Here is a 21,745-nt window from a genome sequence, read left to right on the forward strand (position 1 = left end):
GGTATAGCTTCCGTTAGATTATCCAATCATCAATCTCATATTCATAAATATTTAGGCGGGAGGATTTCTATCCCGCAATTTTTTTTCGTGGAATTTGGGTATATCACCCATTAATTGATTTGATATGTGGATTTAAAATATAAAAATATGTATAATAATTGGTATTAATAGATTAGTTGGAGGTTGAAGGATTTTGAGAAATACTTATGAAAGCCCTTTTAATGCACGGTATGCCAGTGAGGAAATGCAGGAGCTTTTTTCACCGGATATGAAGTTCAGAACGTGGAGAAGATTGTGGATCGCCTTGGCAGAAGCAGAAAGGGAACTGGGCCTTAATATAACCGATGAGCAGATTGAACAGTTGAAGCAGTTCAAAGATGACATAAACTATGATGTTGCAGAGCAAAAGGAAAAAGAGTTCCGGCATGATGTGATGGCCCATATCCATGCATATGGGGAACAGTGTCCTGACGCAAGGGGGATCATCCATCTTGGTGCCACATCATGCTATGTTGGCGACAATACGGATGTTATCATAATGACGGAAGCTTTAAAGCTCATCAGAAAGAAGCTGGTGGCGGTTATAGGTAAACTGTCGGAATTCGCCGTAGAATACAAGAGTTTGCCGACATTGGGCTTCACCCATTTCCAGCCGGCCCAGCTTGTAACGGTAGGAAAGAGGGCTTGTCTGTGGATTCAGGATTTGCTGATGGATCTGGAGGATCTTGAATATGTGCTGCAGAATATGAGATTGCTCGGCTGCAAGGGCACTACAGGAACTCAGGCAAGTTTTCTGGACTTGTTTGACGGAGACCATGAAAAAGTCAGAAAGCTGGACATGCTTATAGCTGAAAAGATGGGCTTTAAGAAAGTTTTTCCCGTCTCAGGCCAAACCTATTCCCGAAAGCTTGACAGCAGGGTTTTGAACGTCTTGAGCGGTATAGCCCAGAGCGCATATAAGTTTGCCAACGATATAAGGCTGCTTCAAAGCCTTAAGGAAATAGAAGAGCCTTTTGAGAAAAAACAGATAGGTTCTTCCGCAATGGCGTATAAAAGAAATCCCATGAGGAGCGAAAGAATATGTGCCCTGGCAAGATACGTGGTTATCGATGCCTTGAACCCGGCAATAACAGCTTCCACCCAATGGTTTGAGAGAACTCTCGATGACTCTGCCAACAAGCGCATAAGCATTCCTGAAGCGTTCCTTGCTGTAGATGCTATATTGGGAATTTATATCAATGTTTCCAGTGGCCTGGTTGTTTATCCTAAGGTTATTGAAAAGCATGTTTTGGAGGAGCTGCCCTTTATGGCAACGGAAAATATTCTGATGGAAGCGGTTAAAAAGGGCGGTGACAGGCAGGAGCTCCATGAACGCATCAGGATTCATTCCATGGAGGCAGGCAAGCAGGTCAAGGTAGAGGGAAAGAAAAATGACCTGTTGGAAAGGATAGCTGCCGACAAGGCTTTCGGCATGAGCTACGAGGAGCTGGAAGCGGTGTTGAAGCCGGAGAACTATATCGGAAGATCACCGGAACAGGTGGATGAGTTTATAAAGGAATATGTCAAACCGGTTCTGGAAAAATACGGGATTGAAAACATCGAGGTCGATCTCAAGGTATAGATTTGGCTGATTACTAGGTTCTTGTCACTGTATTAATGAATTCAAATACGTCCTTTGTGGACTTTCATCACAGATTGACGGCATGTTTGTCATACCAGCAAAGCCCTGTCTGCATAATATTGCGGACAGGGCTTATGAGCAAAACCAGCGGTCAAAAAGGGTTGATGGGCGACAACTTTGTGTTTTTATAGCAGAGTGTTAAGACGGATTTTTGCATCATATACCGTTAACACTTTTAGATTATGTTAAACAACATTACTATTGGGGAATTGGTTAACATACCACTTACTCTGTAATTCAAACATTTTCTTATATTCCCCTTCTTCGCTTATCAATTGATAATGATTACCGTCCTGCACAATTTCACCATTTTTCATAACTATGATCCGGTCTGCTATTTTTGCGGAACCTAAACGGTGAGTAACGATGATAGCTGTTTTTGCACTGCAAATCTTTGAAAAATCGTTATATAACTCCGTTTCTTTTATCGGGTCAAATGTGTTTATATGCTTACCGGGCTTGCTTTAAAGCGAATTCTTTTCGTAAAACTGCATTTAATTTATTCCTGCCAGACGTATCGATAAGTTGTGCAATTGAAGATATAGTATTTGAATAAATCACATAAACCATAATTAAAATTATCGGTAAAAATATCGATGAATACGGTGTTTTGCCATTAAATATGTCCATAGCTGTATTAATAAATTGACCTATCACAAGAGTTTGATAAGCTGGAATAAGTGAGCCTACAATCGTATTAACAACAGCGAATAAAGTCTGAGCTGTTTAAGTTCAGTCAGCAGCTTAGGAGCTTTTCCAAACCCTGTTCCCAATTCAGTCAGAATAATTTTGCCGTCATCAAGCTCAATCAGACTTTTTCTTTCAAACAGTTGAATTAGTGACTCTATAGAGGAAGCTAAATATAGTAAATCTTAAGAGGTTGTATAAATAATATTTCCGCAATTTTTAAGTGACGCAATGTAGTATTATTTTGAACTGTGTTGAAATATACATGAATTTCCTGTAGAATAGTTATGATGTATTTACATCATAAATGGTAAGGAGGCACTCTTTCGACAGGAAGAGCTATCAATTGAAGATGTCTCCTTGTGAAAGATGGGAGGCAACTCATATGATAAATAAATACGGTGACACGCCTTTATATATACAACTAAAAAATCTGATCATCGAGAAGATAAAAAATGGGGAATACAAAGAAAACAGCAAAATCCCGTCAGAGCAGGAATTTTGCGAAATGTACGATATCAGCAGGCCTACGGTGCGCCAGGCTATAAGTGATCTCACCAACAGCGGTTATCTTTATAAGGAAAAAGGAAAGGGTACCTTTGTATCGGAAGCAAAGTTAAAAATTGATATCAAGGATTATTCGGGATTTACGGATTCTATTTTGGATAGTGATATGCCAGGAGAAAGAAGCATAATTTTTTCCGAGCGTATCGACATTAGAGATAATCAGGAGCTGTGTGCTGCTTTTGGAGTCAGTCCCGGTCACAATGCAGGATTTGCAAAGATTGTATATGTAAACTTACGAAATGATAGTCCCATAGCACTTAACGTATCATATATACCATTGAACCTGTTTCCGTCAATAATTGAGGATATTAATGCCAATAAGCCTGCCTATGATATTATGCGTGGCAAATACCCCCTGCTTCCGTCAAAAAGCAGCAGTTCTCTGGAGGTTATTTATGCCGGACAGGAAGAAAGCCGATTCCTGAAGGTGCAGCAGGGCCACCCTTTGATTTGCATAAAGAATAAAATTAGTTCAAAGAGCGGACAGACAGTCGAATACGTAGTATCAAAATATCGCGCGGACAAATGCAAAATGTTTTTTGAAAATGCCAGGTAAGTGATATATTCTACCTGCGTAAGGAAAAAGCTCATGAGAATATTCACTTGGAATATCCCAAAAAGAGTTTCCCACACATGTTAAATTTATGACAGTTAGCACAGGAATGGATGGCTTTACAACTCAGTTTATCATTGCTTTGCAGTCTCTATAATTGTCTGTTATTCTTTGAGGGCATAAATGGCAATGGGGTGAATACAAATATGTTAAAACAATGTGTTCTGTAGGAGGTATTCACCTTGAGCAAATATAACAAGCAAATTATCGAAAAAATAGTCAGGATTGAGGAAACCCTTGAAGCTATTCGGGCAGAATTATCTGAGATAAAAGAGAAGCTTGTACATCAACCGGCACGAGAGTCCACCGGAGGTCAAGCAAAAAAATTGGATGTTGTTAATAATGCTGTTAAAGGAACGGTATGGGAAAAATATCCCGAACAATATAGAAGGCTTTTAGCAATTGTCGGAAGCTTGTCTTTTGATGCATGGTTTGGATCGGTCAGAAGCATTGAAGTAAAAGATGATTCCCTTTATTTAATAGTAGAAGACGAGTTTATAAAAAATGCTCTGAGCGCCAGGTATAGCAAAGAATTGAAACATGTATTCAGTGTTGAAAAGGTTTTTATCAATTCTTTGGAGAATAGAGATTAAAGGCATAGAAATCAGTAAAGGCATGAATAAGTTAAAGGAGATTTTATGGTGAAGTTAATTGAAAGATACAATGGGCAGTTATCATTTATGATTGTGTATTGGTTTATCTGCCTTGTAATGTTTTTACGCACTTTTAGTTTCCTTTATATAATGCTGGCTTGGAATGTCTTTTTAGCCATGTTGCCATTGCTTTTTGCGGTGAAAGTCAGATATGCCATTGAACGAGGAATTTTTGGACAGACTGTTTTTTGGGCTATTTTCTGGCTGCTGTTCTTTCCAAACTCTGTTTATATGATAACGGATTTTATTCATATATCAAATGATAAGCTTCTGCGGATAATAGAAGCGGATAGATACTCACAGGTCGGAGATGTCATGTATAGCACCGATATTGCAGCCTGGGCAAAGTTATTGGTAATAGGAATCGGATTTTTGTTTGCCATATTAGTTGGCTTGGAATCCCTCTATTTGATTGAACAGGGCATAAAAAATAAAGTGTCAAAGCTGTTCAGCCGTTTAGGGATTTTAATGGTGGCGTTGTTATCCGGAGTAGGTGTCTATATCGGGAGATTTTTACGGTTTAATAGCTGGGATGTGTTTCTTAAACCTTTTCATTTGCTGGATCAACTCTGCACAGGAGTGGATGCATTTGCAGTTCAGTTTGTTGCTGCTTTTGCAGTCTTTATAATTGTCTGTTATTCTTTATATAGAGCATTTAGAAGCAAACCAACGGCTGAGACAATATGAAAGAGAGGGATAGAATGAGAAAAAGCTTTTTTAAAGTTATAAGGGCAATTATTTATTTGGAGCCATCAAGCTGGCGCTCATGCCTGGGTAGAGTTTTTTTCTGATGGAAAATGGCATTTTGCAGACCCTTCCCGGGGAGGAAGCAAAAATTTTGACAGCGTTGATGGACTTCATTTATCCTATGGAGAAAAAGAGCACATAAAAAAGGTTTTTGAAGAAAATGTTGAATGGGCATGTGCTGATTTTAATATAATCGGTGCTATGAGCAGTCCATTGCGGTTTGTGGCAGCAGCTTCAAGTGAAAATGTCACTATGTCGCCAGTAGGTTATATAGATAACAGCAGCAGGTATATACTGTTTGCTTTAGTGGCAATTCTTCTAATTGCTGTTGAGGCCATAATAAAAAAGAAAACGGAAGCACAAAAAGTATCCTTTTGAGCTTAAGCTGTGATAAGACCATGGAAAAGCGCTGTCAGTAGTTCATATACGATTAATGGATGAATATAACGAGGCTAAAGATTTTCTCTACCTCTTACATGTGGCAGCTGCCTGATTTCACAATGGACGGTGAGTTAAAATCTCCAGCTTCGTTGAAACGGCGTGTGGAAATTGCTACGCAATTTATTCTGTTGTTTAAAAATTATATTAACGGAGGGTTTTTATGAGTATATTTGGAGGGCTTTTCGGTCCCAGTCAACAAGAAATCTGGAGCCAACTGTGCAAAGAAATTGAAGCTGATATAGTGGATGGAGGATTTTGGCGTGGGAAAAAGGTAGTAGCAAAGGCTAATGAATGGACAATAACCCTGGACACCTACACTGTTTCTAACGGAAAAACATCTACCACATATACAAGGATGAGGGCACCTTTTATCAATAAGGATCATTTCAGGTTCAAAATTTATCGCAGCGGTGTGTTCAGTGAATTAGGGAAGCTTTTGGGAATGCAGGATGTTGAAGTTGGATACCCTGACTTTGATGAGAACTTTATCATCAAGGGCAATGATACGGAGAAATTAAAGAGGTTGTTTTCAAACCCGAAAATTCGTGAGCTTATTTCACAGCAGCCAAGAATATATTTTGAGGTTAAGGATGATGAGGGATGGTTTGGCGCGGAATTTCCTGAAGGAGTAGATGAGTTGTATTTTCAAGTGCCTGGATTAATCAGGGATGTGGAAAGGCTGAAAAGCCTGTATTATCTTTTTGTGGAGGTACTAAACCAGTTGTGCCTCATGGGGTCAGCTTGCCAAGAGAACCCGGGCGTGGAATTATAAGAGGTTGAGTCTTATAGAAGCATGGCGTTTTTTCACCACTGGGCTAATGATCCTGAAGTAACAAAATTTTTGAGTTGGGAACCGCATGGGAGTATTGAGGTAACAAAAAACTTGCTTCAGTCTTGGGTAAAAGATTACGAAAATCCCAATTGTTATAATTGGGCTATAGTTTATGATGGCAATTTAGTTGGTTCTATAAGCTTGTTAAACCCCAAAGATGATATTGGTGAAGCTGAAGCAGGATATTGCATGTCAAAAGCATACTGGGGTAAAGGAATTATGGCAGAAGCACTGGCAGCAGTATTAAAGTATTCTTTTGATGAGGTTGGCTTCAACAGAATATTTGCAAAACACAATATAGAAAACCCCAATTCTGGCAAAGTAATGAGAAAATGTGGTATGAAGTATTATATTGAAACAAAAAATGCTCCGCTTGCATTAAAGCCAGATAAAATAGTCATGTGCGATTGCTATGAAATCCTAAACCCTAATCTCGCAAAAAAATCGTGAACTTTGCTTAAACATTTTTTGAGGGGGGAATTTTAGTGCCACTACCTATGGTTCATCTTTGTGCCGCAAGAGAATATGCTCATGATATACCTGCATTGAGAAGTTGCCCTGAATTTTATCTTGGAAGCATATCTCCAGATGCTATACATATGCGTAAAGGTACTGGAAAAGAAGATAAGAGAATAACTCATTTATATTCGGATGGAGAACAATGGAAGCACAATGTGCTTGATTTTCTTAAGCAAAATAAAACCAAATCGAATTATAGTTTTTTGCTAGGGTATGGAATCCATATTCTAACCGATATTTTCTGGAATAAAACGCTTTACAATGGATTTAAGTTAAAATATGAGAAAGATTCTAATCCAATACAGGATATTAGAGAAGCATATTATAATGATACAGACCAACTTGATTTCGAATTATATAAAAAGCTTGAATGGCGTCAGGAAGTGTGGGAGTTATTGGAGGAGGCCAAGCCTTTTGACGTAGATGGTATTTTAACCTCAGATGAAATAAATGCTTGGAATAAACGGACGCTCCATTGGTATGACAGCGGTGCCAGCCATCATAGAAACCCTGTAAAATACATAACTATTGAGGAAATTTTAGAGTTTATTCAGGCTGCCAGAAAAGATATAAAAAATATTTTAAGTTCCAATGGATTATAAGGTAGATAGATAACACCAGTCTTTTCAAAAGGTGAAATTATATGTTGAATGATTACTCCTTCCTTATAGTTATTTCTGATGATGGTGAAATAATTAATAATTATCGCAGAATCTCACCCGGATGGAAAGAAACAATAGCAGATGGTAGATATTATAGAGAAGGGAATGGTTTTTCACTTTTTGATTACAAAGGCAAAAGATTTACAACTGCTATATGCGGAGACTTGTGGTATGACAAAAATATTGATTTGATTAAGCAGTTGAAGGGTGATTGTGTTTTGTGGCCGCTATATATTGATTATTCTGCACAAGAATGGGAAAATAGCGCAAGAGATGAATATGCACTTCAAGTAAAAGAGATTCAAGCTCCAGTACTGATGATAAATAGCTATGCAGAGGGTGAAGGTAAGGCCAATGGGGGATGCTGTGTATTTCGCAATGGCCGTGTACTAAAAGAGCTTCCAATGGGTACCCTTGGTATTTTGGAGTATGAAATATAATAATATGTTTCACTACGTCATTATATTATGACTAACATTGAAGCGAGGAATATGAAAATGAGTAAAAACAATCTTGAAGAGATGAGTTGCTTTTTTGATAAAAGGGCAGAAAGTTATGATAGACATATGCTTGATGAGATGTCATTAACAGAGTTTTATGATGAGGTTGAGCGATGCATAGCGATGGATAACGGATTTGCTAAAGTATTAGATTTGGGCTGTGGTACCGGACTAGAGCTTGAAAGAGTATTCAAAATACATAAAGATGCCAAAGTGACTGCAATAGACCTATCCGAGAAGATGCTTGAGAAATTAAAACAAAAGTTTGAAGATAAGATATCAAATATAGTAGTAATCTGCGGCTCATATTTTGAGATCAACTTTGGTTTTGAACTCTATGATCTGGTTCTCTCCACTTATTCTTTGCATCATTTTAGTAGCGATGAAAAATTAGCCTTATACAAAAGAATATATGAATCATTAAAGCCTGGCGGAAGATTTATTAATGGCGATCATACAGTTAAGAGTATTGATAAGGAAAAGTTCTACATAGAAGAATATAAAAGAATGAGAGAAAAACAAGGAACAGAATATGGATTCTATCATTTCGATACGCCCTTGGCAATTGAAACAGAGATATGTTTATTAGAGCAAGCAGGTTTTGAAAAGATTAATATACATAAACAATGGGAGAACACAACCATTTTTGAATGCCATAAAGTTCAAAAGAGTTGTATTGCCGAGGAATAGGAAGGTTTAAAATGAGAATTCCCTCTGTAGATGAAGCTGAAATGATTATTAATGAAGCTTACAGTTTAAATCCTGGTGATTGGGTTGCCCATAATAAAGTAGCCGGTAATTGAGCAAGAGTCATTGCTGAAAAATGTACTGGTTTAGATGCAAATGCCGCATATGTTTTAGGTTTGTTACATGATATAGATAGGCGATTTGGTATATGTGACATGCAGTATATCATAAGAGGCTATAGTTTTATGAATGATAAAGGATTTTCCGATTCTGTTTTTTGCAAGAGAAAATTCCTCACTTTTGCAAAATTTTTTCCTCAGGCACCGATGTGGAATTTTTATGTTAACCCCAGTAGTTTTATCTGCTAAATTCTCATGTGTTTAATGTTGATTCCCTCAGCCTATTACTTTGGCCAGGAAAGAGCAACAAGTGGCAATGATGAAGTATCCGGTCAATGATAGCTCCTGTCATCTGCTCGTCATAAAACACATTTACCCACCTTGAAAACTCTATGTTGGTGTTAATGATTACCGACTTTCGTTCATAGCACTCAGATATTACTTCAAACAGGAGTTGCGCTCCTATCCGGTCAAGAGGGACATAACCCCACTCATCACAGATCAATAAGTCGGCTTTATTAAGTGCTTTTAAAAAAGCAGATAATGTTCCGGCTTTCTTTTGCTCTGCCAGTTTGTTTACAAGTGCCGATGTCCTAAAAAACCTAACTTCTAAACCTTTCTTACATGCCTCTACTCCTAATGCAATGGAAAGATGGGTCTTGCCAGTACCCACATTGCCATACATAACAATATTGGTCTTGTTTGTGATGAACTCGCATTCTTTAAGGTATTCTGGCGTGATACCACCAGGAAGTGTTACTTCATCGAACCTAAAGCTCTCAAATGTCTTTATGGTATAAAAACCAGCTTTCTTTATCAGCTTATCTTTCCTTACTTTTTCACGATGCGTAATCTCTGCTTGAAGTAGTTTAAGCAAATACTCCTGATGGCTTTCTGCTTGTATTTTGCCCGACATTTCCACGATGTTTTTGCTTAAGCGAAGTCTCTTACAGCAAACAGCAATATCAGATACTAACATCCATCTACACCTGCTTTCTTAAGACTCTCGTCGTAGACCATAAAATTTGGCTCATACCTTTTTAACTGCGGTATATGATCAGGCAGGCGCACCGGTTCAAGCTGCAATACTTTTTCATGTAGCCGGCTGTGTAGATTTATTAAACTGTCTATATCAGCGGCGCCGTAGGATAGTGCAGTGCTTACTGTTTCTACTGCTTTTTCAAAGCTGCTTTTCTGTGTCAGATTGGCAATGGCCTTTAACACCTTTCCCTTATCTTGCTTGCTCAAATCTTCTAAATACTCTTTTACAGGCTGTGGCAGCATTTGATATATGCCTGTGTATTTCAATGCGCCTGGGCATCTCGCCAATTGGTTAAGGTAAGGCAACCACTGCATGCTTTGTTGTTTATGGTCACCGTAAAGCCTATCGTGGCGCACTATCTCACGATAGTTTTCATCAAGCACTATTACCTCAAAGGCAGTTAGCCTAACCAATACATATGTATTTGCATATTTAGGTGCTACAGAATATTCGTGTAAGCCATTGTTAATCAGAAATTTACCATATCCATTTGTCTTTACATTTATGTATTTGCTTGTATCAAAGGCTACTCTGGGTAGTTCCAAAAGGGATGCAGCGTCATCCTTGTATAACTCTTCAATTGTCCTTTCCTTACGGTAATGCTCTCTTTTCGCATCCTCTTCACATTGAAGCAGAAGCTCTTTATTAAATTTGCTGATACTTTCAAACCGTGGTACCGGAACCAGCATATTTCGTCTATGATATCCAACCTTGTTTTCTGCATTACCCTTTTCATGTCCGGCTCCCACATTACAAAAGGCTGCTTCAAAACGGTAATGTTCCATAAACCGCAAGAAGTCATCAGTCAGAGTCCGCTCTCCGTTTTTCATTACCTTGGTAACCATAGTGCTTGCATTATCAAACCATATCCTTGGTGGCACTCCGCCTATGTGTTCAAATATCGTTTTTAAGCCTTCAAACAGACATTCCTGGTTTTCTCCCTTGAAAACTTGGATATATCCTTTATTACTGTATGGAAACGATAAGTTTAAGTATTTACCGCTGTATAACTTACCTTTTTCATAAAAATCGGCATCACCAAAATCTACCTGTGCTTCTCCTGGTATATGTTCTAACGGTAGAAAACCTTTGTTTTTACCAAAGATCTCTTTTTTCTTTACTGCCACATATCCTGCAACAGTTCTGTAGGAGCAGCCAAAGTCATCCTTGTACTTCTCTAACAGCCGCTCATATATTCGTTTTGCTGTGTGTCTTTGTTTACGCCTGGTTCTTTTATCCTCAGAAAGCCAAGCATCAATGTCCGGCTTGTATGGGTCAAGCTTTGGAAATGTAGTTTTTTCCCTTACTTTTGACTGGTCTTTATTCCAGTCATCTTTATCAAGGTATTTCTTTACTGTCTTACGGTCGTAACCAGTTTCTCTGGCTATTTGGCTAATATTTTTCCCTTCCTCAAAATACATTTTTCTGATATCCTTAATTTGGGTCATTGATAGCATCCTCCATTCCTCCTTGTAGCCGTTTTCCCCAACTAACTACAAGGATATTATTCTGGGGTGGTGCCTTCAATGGCCTTTTGCAATTATGTGGAATTTACTATTGCAAAATTGGGGAATTCTTTTTGCAACTTTGTCCAATTATATTATGCAATAAACACCGATTCGGCACGAATTTGTCTTACTCATTCATTCCCTTATAAAGATATAAGGAGTTATAACGGAGAAAATGATTGCGATAATGAAGATACAGAATTTATTCAAAGATTTATAACTGAAGTTGAATATAATGAGTATGATGCGTTAATACAGCTATGTGATGCAATATCTTTACCTGCAGGTCCTTGTTGTGTAGAGAAAAGACTGGTTGATGTTGTACTGAGAAAGTGCCTGGAAAGATTAAAAGAAAAGGAGTCCAAGGGTGAAAATTAAAAAGCTCAATGTCTTATGCATCATATTATTGACGTTTTTTGACAATTCACTGACAAAGCAATGAGGGAAAGACCCTGCCAGATACATGGAATACATAGATATAAATGATAAAAATATATTCAGCTAATAATGCATGCATTATTAGCTGAGTTTTTTAGTTGATAGATTTATCTGTTTACTCCCTGTTACTTAACTGTCTGTACTCGGTTGGTGAGCATCCCGTATGGCGTTTGAACATCAGGGAAAAATATGCGGCGTCTTCAAATCCAACCAGATAAGCTACCTCGTAGGCTTTGATTTCCGGATTTTGGAGAAACTCTTTTGCTTTCTCGATTCGATATCTGGAGATTGCGTCAGTGATGGTAATTCCGGTTTCCTGGCGGTATAGCCTGCTTAAATAACTGCTGTTGACATGAATATGATTTGCTATTGCTGCAAGTCGAATGTTCTTTTGATAGTTTTGTGCTATATAATCATTTACTTTGCTGATGATGGCATTGTTTTGTACAAATGATTTTTTAAGCTCGGAGCAAATCTGGAATGCAAGGCTGCACAGCAGTGATTTCAAGTTGCCGGAATTAAAAGTTTTGAGAATTTTGGAAAGAACTAAAGGATTATTATCGCTGCTGCTTTCTATATCAAAAAATTTGTCCGGAAGAAACTGCATAAGGCTGGAAGCTATAAAAACAGCAATTTCCCTCATGTGTTCAATGGAGGTCTTTGTTTCAATCATTCTGTTAAACAGCTCAGTTATGTTTTCCTTGCACGTTTCGATCTTACCAAGCTTTACTGAGTTAATAATTCTGCTGATGATGGTATTTATTGAATTGATTTCCGGATATCCTTCCGAAAAATTCCGAACATAGAGGTTTATTCTGTTACCATCCTGCAAAGTGTATGAAAGGGCGGAAACGGATTGTTCGTATGCCATGCGAAAAGCTCCCGGGGTCTGAACTCTGTCTGAAATGCCGAGAGTAACATGTAAATCATATGAGCTTTCAAAGATATCTGTAATATCATGACATGCAGCCAGTATTTTTTGGATGTCTTCTGCCAGGCTCTGACTTTGGCTCAAAACTACAGTACAGCAGTGGGATTCATCCAGTACAGCACACCAGTGGGTGAAGTCTTTAAAAGACATGTCCATAATGTTTTTCAATATGCTGTTCTTCGGCTGACAACTGCTGGCCTGGGTATTCCGGATTTCAAGGACATCATCCTCCAGCTCTCCCAATACCATATAAAAAGGTTTGCTTTCCATCGAGAGCTGTTCCATGGATTTTGAAATTTCAGAGGCATCTGTGATGATGAGATTTATGCAGTCACAAATCAACTTTTCTCTCATATTCGGAAGCTGGCTGTTTATAGTTGAGTTTAGATCCTCTACGAGCCTGTTTTTGTTTATTTCCGATTCCAGTGATTTTACTGCCTTGGATACTGCGCTTTCTATACTTTCTATTTCAGTCGGCTTCAGAACAAAGTCTATAACCCCATACTTTATTGCTGACTGGGCATATTCAAAGTCAGCATAACCGGTTAGAATTATAACCTTAATATTGGGAAACTCTTCTGAAATATGCCGGGCAAGCTCAAGCCCGTCCATGCCAGGCATACGAATATCGGTGATTACAATATCCGGTGGATCCTGCCTGATCTTTTCCAGAGCTTCAATACCATCTACCGCTTCAGACAGAATGCAGCAGTTCAGCTTTTCCCATTCTATGATTGAGCTGAGCCCTATGCGTACCATCATCTCATCATCAACAATCATCATTTTAAACATAAGTCATCCCTTTCTGTCCAATGGAATATGAATGGTAACAGTGGTACCTGTACCGATTGTGCTATGTACGGACAAACCATAATTATTACCATATAACAAACGTATCCGCTTATGAGTGTTATAAAGGCCTATGTGGGGACGTTTGCTTTCAACCTCTGTGCGGGGCAGTTCCAGATTGAGCATGGATGTATCGAAACCAACTCCATCGTCCGTAACAGTGATGTATATGCTGTCATTACTTGAGACGGCTTTTACCTTTATTAAGCCCTTTCCGCGCTTTTTCTCAAGCCCGTGTATAACGGAGTTTTCAACTATTGACTGTATGCAGAATCTAGGCACATAATATTCCAGCAGATTTTTATCTATATCCAGTTCAAAATTAATTTTGTCGCCAAACCTCATTTGCTGAAGATTCATATATTGGGATACCAACTGCAGTTCATCCGCGAGGGAAAGCTTTTCCTTTTTGCCGTAATAGATGGTGGCACGAAGCAGTGATCCAAGGGCCAGCGTCATTTCGTATATCTTTTCATTTTTTGAAATGCGTGCTTCCCAGTTTATATTTTCCAGTATATTAAACAGAAAATGTGGATTCACCTGAGAAAGCAATGACTGCAGCTCGGCTTCTGTCAAAAGAAGCTGTTTTTCATAAACCTGATTTATCAGATGATCAATTTCATTGGCCATTTTATTATACACCAATGAAAGCTCATTTAGTTCAATAGTTGAAAAAGCAGGCATTTCTGCCTTAAAATTATGGGCTCTGAAATCTGAAAGCGTTTTGGTGATTTTTTTCAGCGGGGAAGTCAGTGTGAAAGCAGATATTATTCCTATAACCAGGGATAAAGTCAATACCACAATAAAAATTACGGAAAAGGTTCTCTGAGCACTGATCATCCTTGAATATGCTTCTTTTATAGGCACAGATACCACATATAAAAGGTTGTAATCGGAGCTTTTCTTTGATACTGCAAGATACCGGATGCCATTTACAGTGATTTCAGCAATTCTCCCCGGCACAAGACTGCTCAGCTCATCAGGGGCTGTTGAACCTATCATTGAAGGATCTGTGTGAGAGACTATAATATTATCCTCGCTTATCAGCATAATTGAAAGGTTGCTGTCTTCCTCCTTGTTTTTATGCATAAGTGAGTCCTGATCAATTTCAATAAAAAGAGTTGCATAATTTTTCATAAAATGCAGGTCATTTATCTTTCTGCACAGGAAAATACTTTTGTTGTTTGAAGACGGTAATATCAAATACTGTTCCTGATCAGTCTTTTCCTTCATGCTTTCTACAAGATACTGGGCAGTTAGCGAATAACTGGTATTTCTGGTTATAAAATAATATTTGCTGTCAGGTGTGATTAAATAAAGGGATTTTATCAGGCGGCTGTCCCACGCATAGTTAAAAAGCATCAACGATTTCAGACTATCATTGATTGTTACTGAAGCTGTTCCCGATTCAGCAGGATCATTTTCCATCAGGAGAAGCACCCGGCGGATTTCGGGATCTGAAATGATAAGCATGGAGGTGCTTTCCACCATCCTAAGTTTGGAATCTAGTTCGTTTGCCTGACTTTGAAGAGTGGTGTTCAGGTACTTGTCATTTGAATATTTCAGTGCATCAAACAGGTAGTAATAAAACAGATTACCTCCTATGAGCAGCGGAATTAATGTCAATCCCATTACACTGGCAACCAGTCTGTATCTTAATGAATATCTCAATCGGTATATAAATTCTGTAAAAAATGAAAGGCGACCCATTTCTACGTTTTTCCTTTCTGAATTTACAAGTTGTTGAGGAGAAATCAAAAATTGCTTCAGTGCATTTCATGATTATTATATAATAAGCAGAGGCAAAAAACAAAGAAGTAAAAATTCTTATATAAATGTAACTTTTGTCTATGTAAAAGAAATGTTTTAGGTTCTATAATTTTAATGTAAACAGAAAATCAATTTTGCAAAAACAGGTTCAATAATGCAGCAATCTCAAAGAGCCACTCATTTCTGCAACCTGGAGATCAAACGGTTAGAATTCGTTACAACAGGCTATTGTCGGCCTATAGATTTGGAGGTATGAAAGTGAAACTTACTGTACTTGGCGGAGGCGGCGTGCGCTCCATACTTTTGGCAAGAAGCATCGTTCAGAGGTCAAGGGACCTGGGAATAGATCATGTTGTTTTTATGGATAATAATGAAACAAAGCTGAACATATTCGGAGCCATGTCTAAAAAGGCAGCATCGCTCATAGATCCCGACCTGAAGTTTGAACTGACCACAGACCCTGTTGAAGCCGTGAAAGATGCGGACTATATAATAACTACCATCAGGGTAGGAGGGGATGAAGCAAGGGTTATTGATGAGAGAACAGCCCTGCGTTACGGTGTGCTGGGGCAGGAAACCACCGGTGCGAGCGGTTTTGCCATGGCACTGCGCTCAATTCCGGTACTGAAAGAGTATTGTGGATATATAAGCCGGTATGCCAAAAAGGATGTTATGGTTTTTAACTTTACCAATCCTGCAGGCCTTGTAACTCAAGCGATGAGAGATCTTGGCTTTGAATTTGTTTACGGTATATGTGACGCTCCATCAGGTTTTTTGCGCCAGTTGGCAAAGTGTTATGGGCAGGATGTAAAAGATTTTGAAATGGAGTGTTTTGGACTGAACCATTTGTCCTATTATAAGAGTATTAAGCTGAAAGGCAATGATATTACCGATGAACTGATACATTCTGATTTTCTTTACACGGACACTGACATGAGGTATTTTGAACCTGAACTGGTAAAGAGAACGGGGTGCCTTTTGAACGAATATCTGTATTATTACTACTATCGTGAAAAGCCGGTGGGAAATATCGTTGCAGCAGGTTCTACGAGAGGTGAAACAATCCAGAGGATAAATTCTGAAATGATATCGGAATTAAGCAAAATTGATATCAACAAGGATTTTGATGCTGCCATGAAGATTTTTTCAAAATACCATTTTGCCCGTGAAGCCAGCTACATGGCTAATGAAACCAGCATAAAAAGAAATCAAGATGGTCATGTTCCTGTTTTTGATATTTTTGAAAAAGACGCAGGAGGATATGCCGGTGTGGCATTGGCACTTATTGAAGCCAAGGCAAGCGGTAAATCCAGCGAAATGATTCTTTGCGTTCCTAATAACGGCACTGTGGACTGGCTGGAAGACGGTGATATAGTAGAAGTATCATGCTATATCGGTCCGGACGGTGTTCGTCCCAAAAAGATTTCAGAATTGCCGGTGATTCCTACCAACTTGATAAGAAATGTAAAGCTGTATGAAAGGCTGACAGTAAAATCAATACTTACAAAGGATAAGCAAATGGCGATCGATGCGCTTACAGTACATCCCCTTGTAAATTCATATTCAATTGCAAAAGGGTTGGTAAATGATTATTTGAACGCCCATAAGAAATATGCAGGCGAATGGAATTAGCCTATATGCCTAAAGGAGGCCTATTGATAATGTTAAAAGGGAAAAAACGCAGCTTTTGGATTGTAATGTTTCTGGCTCCGTCATTGGTATTGTTTTTTATGTTTTATGGGATTCCATTAGGCATGGTGTTTTCCACATCGTTTTTTAACTGGAAATTAAGTACGCCGAAAATGTCATTTGCAGGATTCAGCAATTATATGCAGTTGTTATCGGACAGTTCATACAGGACTGCTTTCCGCAATACGCTCATATGGATAGCCATACAATCTACCGTACATGTCAGCATCGGAACATTGGTAGCATTAACTCTTGCCAAGCATCCCAAAGGATGGAAATTTGTCAGGACATCCTACATGATCCCCAATATTATATCCAGCGCAGCGTTTGCCATGATATTTCTGAACATCTTCAATGCTGAATACGGTGTAGTTAATAATTTTATACGATTGCTAGGATTTGAAGATTTTAACCTTAACTGGTATTTTGACTCGCGTAGCGCCTTTTTTACAGTAACTCTCAGCTGGGTGATATATGCTCCGGTAATAATGCTATTAATACTTGCTGAAATTTCATCAATTGATCAGTCAATACTTGAAGCGGCAAAAGTAGACGGTGCATCCAGTTTTCAGACAGACATATATATTGTACTTCCTCTTCTTCGGAATGCAATAGGAAGTTCGGTGGTGGTAGCGGGAACATCAATGTTGAAGGAATTTGAGCATATATATCTTACAACTAAAGGAGGACCTGGAACAACCACGCTAAACCTTCCTCTTTACCTTTATAACACTGCGATGAAAGTGAACAACTACAGTTATGCAAATGCTGTAGGAGTAACGATAATAATCATAGGAGTAATTTTCGTAATAAGTATCAACAGGCTCTTTAGGGTTGGACATTCGGATATTTAGAGAGGTGGCAGAAGTGATGGTTTCATATAGTTCAAGGCGTAATTTATTTAAAGCATATGTGACATGGTTCCTGAAATATCTATTCCTCCTGGTTATAGTGATAATTTCGTTATTTCCTCTTATCTGGGTTGCTATGTCATCTTTCAAAACAAATAATGAAATACTTAGCAATGCTTTAGCCTTACCATCCGGAATTAGTTTCGAAGGGTATAAGAACGCATTTAAAATAATCGGAGATTTGACTTTTGAAGCCTTTGGCTACAGGATAACCATGCAGAAATTCGGCATGTTTTTCTTAAACAGCCTGTACATTTCTCTGGGCAGCATTGTAGTTAATGTGTTGTTCGTGAGTATGTCGTCGTATATAATTGCCCGTTACGATTTTAAGCTAAAAAACGTGATAGTGACGATGTTTTCAATGTCATTGCTGATTCCGGCAACATCCATGATCCATTCCATATATATTTTAGTTAACAGGATTGGCCTTAATGATACCAGAACGGGCTTAATACTGGTGTATTCAGCCTTACAGCTTCCGATGACGTTATTTATCATGCGGAGCTACTTTCTCGGCATACCTACAAGTTTGGAAGAGGCTGCATACATCGATGGGGCAGGATTTCTGACAACCTTTTTCAAAATAATCATGCCGATAGCAAAACCAGGCCTTGCGACTGCGGCTGTGCTTCAGTTCCTGACATCCTGGAATGAGTTTTTGTTTGCACTGACCCTTACCACAAAGGAATCGGTAAGAACATTGCCATTGTCGCTGAACTATTTTCTGTCCCTTTTCAGTTTCAACTATACTTCTTTGTTTGCAGCCATAACCATGATGATACTGCCGAGCATTGTAGCATATACCTTGCTCCAGGAACAGGTGGTGAGTTCTCTGACTGCCGGTTCTGTGAAAGGTTAACTGTTCTGACTGTGTATCTAAGCCGAAAGGCTAAAATAAATGAGGGGGAGTAAATATGAAAAAAATCACAAAAGTTTTATCGGTTTTGCTGCTAATAGCAATGATAGTATCAATGACTGCATGCTCTGCAACAAAAGTAGGCAATGAACAAAAACAAAGCAGTGAAACAAAGGCAGAAAATAAAGAGCCTGTAGTTGTCAAATTTCCTACATTCTATATCGGCTCAAATTCAGGCGCAGAATGGATGAAGAACAGAATTGAAACTTTCAAGGAAAAATATGGTGACACCATCGATCTACAGGTGGAGGAAGTTCCGGGAGACCAGGCATATACTGATAAAATCAAGGTTCTGTTATCCACGGATCAGCTGCCGGATGTAGTATACACCGGAGGATATAATCTGCTGGATGATGCCTTGGTACGTAATGCAGTAGTTGATCTGACACCATATCTGGAAGCCGATCCTGAATGGAAAGCTCTGTTTCCTGAAGAAGATTTGAGTTTTAACACCCGCGACGGCAAAGTTTATGCAATTCCTGAAACATCATCGCAGATAGGCTACTTCTACAATAAGGAATTATTTGAAAAGGCAGGGATAACAAGCCCTGCAAAGACCTGGGATGAGCTATTCATGCAGGCAGAAGCTTTAAAGCAAGCCGGTATAGTACCTTTTGCAATGGATACAGCCGACTCCGGATGGGTAACGACTCTGTGGCTTAATTCAATGATAGGCACAGCAAACGAAGAGGGAAACAAATGGATGAATACCATGTATCCTGTTGATTATAATACTCTGGAAGTTATAGAAGCTGTGGGAAAGATACAGAAAATGTTCATGAATTATACAACAAAAGATGCAGTTGGAGGGAAATACGAGAATGCAGCAAACCATTTCTTTAACGGTGAAGTTGCAATGATCGCCAACGGTCCATGGATGGAAGCTGATTTCCACGACACGACCAAAGCGCCAGAAGGCTTTGCATCAAAAGTCGGAGTGGCCATGTATCCTAATGACGGTATGTTTGTATCACCTGTAATTGGAATGTTCGTCGCTTCAAAAGATAAGGAGCACGCTGATGCAGCAGTAGAATGGGTGAAATGGCTTACCAATGAGGAATCTCAGCTTGTAGCTTTTGAAACCAGCGGAAGAACCCCTGTAACTCCTACATTGGCAATACCGGAAGATGTACGTGAGAAGCTTCCTCTCTCCTCACAGCTGCTTGAAATGTCTGCAAAAGCAAAATACAAATACAACTATCACCAGGCACTTTGGTACCCGAACACGTTGGATGCGGTATCAGCTTATTATCCGATGCTGGCTACAGGCAAAATGACACCGGAAGAATTTTGTAACGCTCTTAGCGAAGAAGCAAAGAAGAACCAGTAGACATCAGGTTATTTAACGAAATGTAATTGCTTGAATGGCAAGATATAACTTTCAAATGTGAATAGCTTCTTTAAAAATGTTTAATTAAAAGAAGCTATTCACATTAATTATCTTCAGGAGGATTTTATAATGCTGGATGTACTAAATATTGGTTTAATATCTGTTGATCTGATTTTTGCCAATCTTGCGAAATTTCCTGAACTAGGTAAGGAAGTACAATGCAAGGATTTTATGATAAAGCCCGGCGGAGCAGTCAACACTGCAACTGCGCTTGCAAAGCTTGGACTAAGTTCAACCCTTGTAACCACGGTAGGAGACGATATGTTAGGAAATTTACTGATAGATCAGCTTAAGAAAACAGGACTTAATCTTTCAGGCTTTATACAGGATACCAAATATCGTACCTCTGTATCTGCAGTGCTTTCCGTCGGAAAGGAAAGAGGTTTTGCCACATACTTTGCCGCATCTGACGACGAAGCAATAATGAAACGGATAGAACAGCTTATGCCACAATGCCGGCATGTTCATGCTTATATGCTCGATGTCCCAAGAATTCCCATAGTGGACATTGCAAAGAAATATAACAAGAGCATATCAATAGATACTTCATGGGATGATAATATAAAGCTTGAAGACTTAAAACCCTATATGGAAAAGTGTGATATTTTTTTTACAAATGAAATTGAAAGCTGCAATATTACAGGTAAGAGCAATGTGGGCGAAGCTATGGATGAATTAATGAAACATGCAAAACTGGTTGTGTTAAAACTGGGCAGCAAAGGAAGTATGGTGGGATATGAGAATGAAATAATAAGGGTCCCCGCAGTTGAGGTGGGTGAAGTTAAGGATACTACCGGGGCAGGGGACTTGTATGCTGCAGGTTTCATATATGGATATCTCAAAGGATGGGATATAAAGAAAACAGCACAGTTTGCATCAGCATCCGGAAGTGTTGCTGTGACCTTTTACGGTGGAACTGATGAAAAATATAACTTGGATCTTGTCAGCGAATATGCAAAAAAAATAGAGGCATGTTAATTTGCAAATATAGCTCATGATGTTCTGAATAAAAACCTTTTCAATTAGATAGAATACTGGAGGTTACTATATTGTAAACAAGGGCTTGTAAGCCATTAACTGGCCTAAAAGCCCCACTGACATAGAAAGTCAATATACAGAAAAGTTTCACACAGCCAAAATTGCTGGGAGCCGTCGCACTAGTAACTAGTGTGCGGCTCCCTTTCAATAGGGTAATACCATCTTTATTTGTATGCTTAGGATAGGCGATGGTGTTACCCTATCTGTACTGATATATTTATGGAGGGGAAGAATTACAGTCATTAGAAATATATTTGCACTAAATCCATATATTTAGTTATTTCTGTTATATTATATGCTAATTCTTGCGTCTCACGTGTTTTCCTTTAAGATAAAGTATAACTAAAAATATGCTGTCTATTACAAAAGTAATTGTACTCAATGCAAAGGCCACTGATTGAGTATCATTTCTCAAGCTTACAATGCAATATAATGATAAGAGCCAGCATAACAGGACAAATACCATATAAGGGCGAGTCATAAAAAGCAGCGTCTCATCCCAATCCGTAAGACCGTTATACTCCTGTTTGTTCTTATTCGGCATTTCCGATTGTT

Annotated in this window: 21 protein-coding genes; 16 read left to right on the forward strand and 5 right to left on the reverse strand. The window is 38.7% G+C overall.

The genetic code is table 11. The features are described 5' to 3' along the window. Positions 1–193 precede the first annotated feature (193 nt). The 10 genes from purB (at position 194) to CDO33_RS08665 (ending at position 8,592) form a co-directional block, all read left to right on the forward strand. Positions 194–1,621 carry an adenylosuccinate lyase gene (purB, locus tag CDO33_RS08625; protein WP_103081168.1) on the forward strand — a complete coding sequence of 476 codons (1,428 nt, stop codon included), beginning with the start codon at positions 194–196 and terminating at the stop codon, positions 1,619–1,621. 1,132 nt (positions 1,622–2,753) lie between these two features. Next, positions 2,754–3,491: a GntR family transcriptional regulator gene (locus CDO33_RS08630; protein ID WP_103081167.1), complete on the forward strand. Its 738-nt coding sequence runs from the start codon at positions 2,754–2,756 to the stop codon at positions 3,489–3,491. Between the two features lie 239 nt (positions 3,492–3,730). Continuing rightward, positions 3,731–4,141 carry a DnaA N-terminal domain-containing protein gene (locus CDO33_RS08635; RefSeq protein ID WP_103081166.1) on the forward strand — a complete coding sequence of 137 codons (411 nt, stop codon included), beginning with the start codon at positions 3,731–3,733 and terminating at the stop codon, positions 4,139–4,141. A 45-nt stretch (positions 4,142–4,186) separates the two neighbouring features. Next, on the forward strand, positions 4,187–4,888 hold the full coding sequence (locus tag CDO33_RS08640) for a DUF1361 domain-containing protein (RefSeq protein WP_103081165.1): 702 nt from the start codon (positions 4,187–4,189) through the stop codon (positions 4,886–4,888). A gap of 261 nt (positions 4,889–5,149) precedes the next feature. Continuing rightward, on the forward strand, positions 5,150–5,326 hold the full coding sequence (locus tag CDO33_RS20790) for a hypothetical protein (protein WP_161496478.1): 177 nt from the start codon (positions 5,150–5,152) through the stop codon (positions 5,324–5,326). Positions 5,327–5,549: 223 nt separating this feature from the next. Continuing rightward, positions 5,550–6,161: a DUF3137 domain-containing protein gene (locus CDO33_RS08645; protein ID WP_103081164.1), complete on the forward strand. Its 612-nt coding sequence runs from the start codon at positions 5,550–5,552 to the stop codon at positions 6,159–6,161. A gap of 21 nt (positions 6,162–6,182) precedes the next feature. After that, complete coding sequence (locus CDO33_RS08650; RefSeq protein ID WP_103081163.1) at positions 6,183–6,671, forward strand: GNAT family N-acetyltransferase; 489 nt, start codon at positions 6,183–6,185, stop codon at positions 6,669–6,671. A 35-nt stretch (positions 6,672–6,706) separates the two neighbouring features. After that, entirely contained in the window at positions 6,707–7,342 is a 636-nt protein-coding gene (locus tag CDO33_RS08655; RefSeq protein ID WP_103081162.1) for a zinc dependent phospholipase C family protein, read from the forward strand. Between the two features lie 41 nt (positions 7,343–7,383). Next, positions 7,384–7,842 (forward strand): nitrilase-related carbon-nitrogen hydrolase, encoded by a 459-nt coding sequence (locus tag CDO33_RS08660; protein WP_103081161.1) that lies wholly within the window; start codon positions 7,384–7,386, stop codon positions 7,840–7,842. 51 nt (positions 7,843–7,893) lie between these two features. Next, a complete protein-coding gene (locus CDO33_RS08665) occupies positions 7,894–8,592 on the forward strand; it encodes a class I SAM-dependent methyltransferase (RefSeq protein ID WP_161496694.1) in 699 nt (232 codons plus the stop codon). 369 nt (positions 8,593–8,961) lie between these two features. Here CDO33_RS08665 and istB read toward each other — a convergent pair whose 3' ends face one another. After that, positions 8,962–9,687: an IS21-like element helper ATPase IstB gene (istB, locus tag CDO33_RS08670; RefSeq protein ID WP_103083312.1), complete on the reverse strand. Its 726-nt coding sequence runs from the start codon at positions 9,685–9,687 to the stop codon at positions 8,962–8,964. Then, positions 9,681–11,198: an IS21 family transposase gene (gene istA / locus CDO33_RS08675; RefSeq protein ID WP_103090591.1), complete on the reverse strand. Its 1,518-nt coding sequence runs from the start codon at positions 11,196–11,198 to the stop codon at positions 9,681–9,683. The genes istB and istA overlap by 7 nt, the downstream gene beginning before the upstream one ends. A 78-nt stretch (positions 11,199–11,276) precedes the next feature. On the opposite strand from istA, the gene CDO33_RS08680 reads away from it, so the two are divergent. Then, complete coding sequence (locus CDO33_RS08680) at positions 11,277–11,636, forward strand: hypothetical protein (protein ID WP_103083106.1); 360 nt, start codon at positions 11,277–11,279, stop codon at positions 11,634–11,636. Between the two features lie 175 nt (positions 11,637–11,811). Here CDO33_RS08680 and CDO33_RS08685 read toward each other — a convergent pair whose 3' ends face one another. Beyond that, positions 11,812–13,419: a response regulator transcription factor gene (locus tag CDO33_RS08685; protein WP_103083105.1), complete on the reverse strand. Its 1,608-nt coding sequence runs from the start codon at positions 13,417–13,419 to the stop codon at positions 11,812–11,814. 3 nt (positions 13,420–13,422) lie between these two features. Beyond that, on the reverse strand, positions 13,423–15,108 hold the full coding sequence (locus tag CDO33_RS08690; protein WP_161496606.1) for a sensor histidine kinase: 1,686 nt from the start codon (positions 15,106–15,108) through the stop codon (positions 13,423–13,425). Between the two features lie 396 nt (positions 15,109–15,504). Between CDO33_RS08690 and CDO33_RS08695 the strand changes: the two genes are divergently transcribed. From CDO33_RS08695 to CDO33_RS08715, 5 genes are all read left to right on the forward strand, one after another. Next, positions 15,505–16,878 carry a family 4 glycosyl hydrolase gene (locus CDO33_RS08695; RefSeq protein WP_103083103.1) on the forward strand — a complete coding sequence of 458 codons (1,374 nt, stop codon included), beginning with the start codon at positions 15,505–15,507 and terminating at the stop codon, positions 16,876–16,878. Between the two features lie 29 nt (positions 16,879–16,907). After that, on the forward strand, positions 16,908–17,789 hold the full coding sequence (locus CDO33_RS08700) for a carbohydrate ABC transporter permease (RefSeq protein ID WP_103083102.1): 882 nt from the start codon (positions 16,908–16,910) through the stop codon (positions 17,787–17,789). 133 nt (positions 17,790–17,922) lie between these two features. Then, positions 17,923–18,705: a carbohydrate ABC transporter permease gene (locus CDO33_RS08705; RefSeq protein ID WP_242974854.1), complete on the forward strand. Its 783-nt coding sequence runs from the start codon at positions 17,923–17,925 to the stop codon at positions 18,703–18,705. Positions 18,706–18,760: 55 nt separating this feature from the next. Next, positions 18,761–20,092: an ABC transporter substrate-binding protein gene (locus CDO33_RS08710; protein WP_103083100.1), complete on the forward strand. Its 1,332-nt coding sequence runs from the start codon at positions 18,761–18,763 to the stop codon at positions 20,090–20,092. 129 nt (positions 20,093–20,221) lie between these two features. Beyond that, positions 20,222–21,130 carry a carbohydrate kinase family protein gene (locus CDO33_RS08715; RefSeq protein WP_103083099.1) on the forward strand — a complete coding sequence of 303 codons (909 nt, stop codon included), beginning with the start codon at positions 20,222–20,224 and terminating at the stop codon, positions 21,128–21,130. A 358-nt stretch (positions 21,131–21,488) separates the two neighbouring features. On the opposite strand, the gene CDO33_RS08720 is transcribed toward CDO33_RS08715, so the two are convergent. Next, positions 21,489–21,734, reverse strand: a complete 246-nt coding sequence (locus CDO33_RS08720) for a hypothetical protein (protein ID WP_103089756.1) — start codon at positions 21,732–21,734, stop codon at positions 21,489–21,491. Positions 21,735–21,745 lie beyond the last annotated feature (11 nt).

The sequence above is a fragment of the Clostridium thermosuccinogenes genome (genome assembly GCF_002896855.1).
GTDB classification, from domain to species: Bacteria; Bacillota; Clostridia; order Acetivibrionales; family DSM-5807; genus Pseudoclostridium; species Pseudoclostridium thermosuccinogenes.